This window comes from Aquiflexum gelatinilyticum, from assembly GCF_024813435.1.
In the GTDB taxonomy this organism is placed as follows: Bacteria; Bacteroidota; Bacteroidia; order Cytophagales; family Cyclobacteriaceae; genus Cognataquiflexum; species Cognataquiflexum gelatinilyticum.
In genome coordinates this window covers 1-512 of record NZ_JANAEZ010000030.1, presented here as the reverse complement: position 1 = coordinate 512, position 512 = coordinate 1, and the positions used below count along the sequence as shown (strand labels likewise).

Sequence of the window (512 nt, the reverse complement as noted above, 5' to 3'; positions counted from 1 at the left end):
GTCGCAAATTAACATGCGCGGCGTAACATGACTAAAGTACGTAATTGCGTTCTTGATGCACTTTCCATCAACGTCAACAACATCATTAGCTTGGTCGTGGGTACTTTCCCTCTGGACCCGACGGTGTCAAAAACGGCTGACATCCTAACCATTTTAACAGCAACATAACAGGCTAAGAGAGGCCGAACACCCAATAAAACTACGCTTCGTTGACATATATCAAGTTCAATTGTAGCACGTTAACAGTCTTGTGAAATCATTGCATCGCCATGCTCTTTATAGTCACAATCTTTACCAGGCTCAACTAGTTGCGTGGATAAATTAATAAATACAGTGAATCCAAAGCCTGAAACGATGCATCAGATGAAATTGCATTGCCCATCATATGGATAAATGGGTTCTGTTAACATACTCCTTGTCACGGCCTCCTGAGAACAGTTTAGATTTTTTTATGGGTAAGAAAAGGCAATTTTAGTGATTTTTGTTGCAAATTTGTAAATTTTCACCGCGTA

At 40.0% G+C, this 512-nt stretch carries 1 protein-coding gene; it reads left to right on the top strand.

Features of this window, described 5'->3' with window-relative positions:
• Positions 1–27: 27 nt before the first annotated feature.
• On the top strand, positions 28–168 hold the full coding sequence (yjjY, locus tag NK987_RS21385; RefSeq protein ID WP_004146984.1) for a YjjY family protein: 141 nt from the start codon (positions 28–30) through the stop codon (positions 166–168).
• Positions 169–512 lie beyond the last annotated feature (344 nt).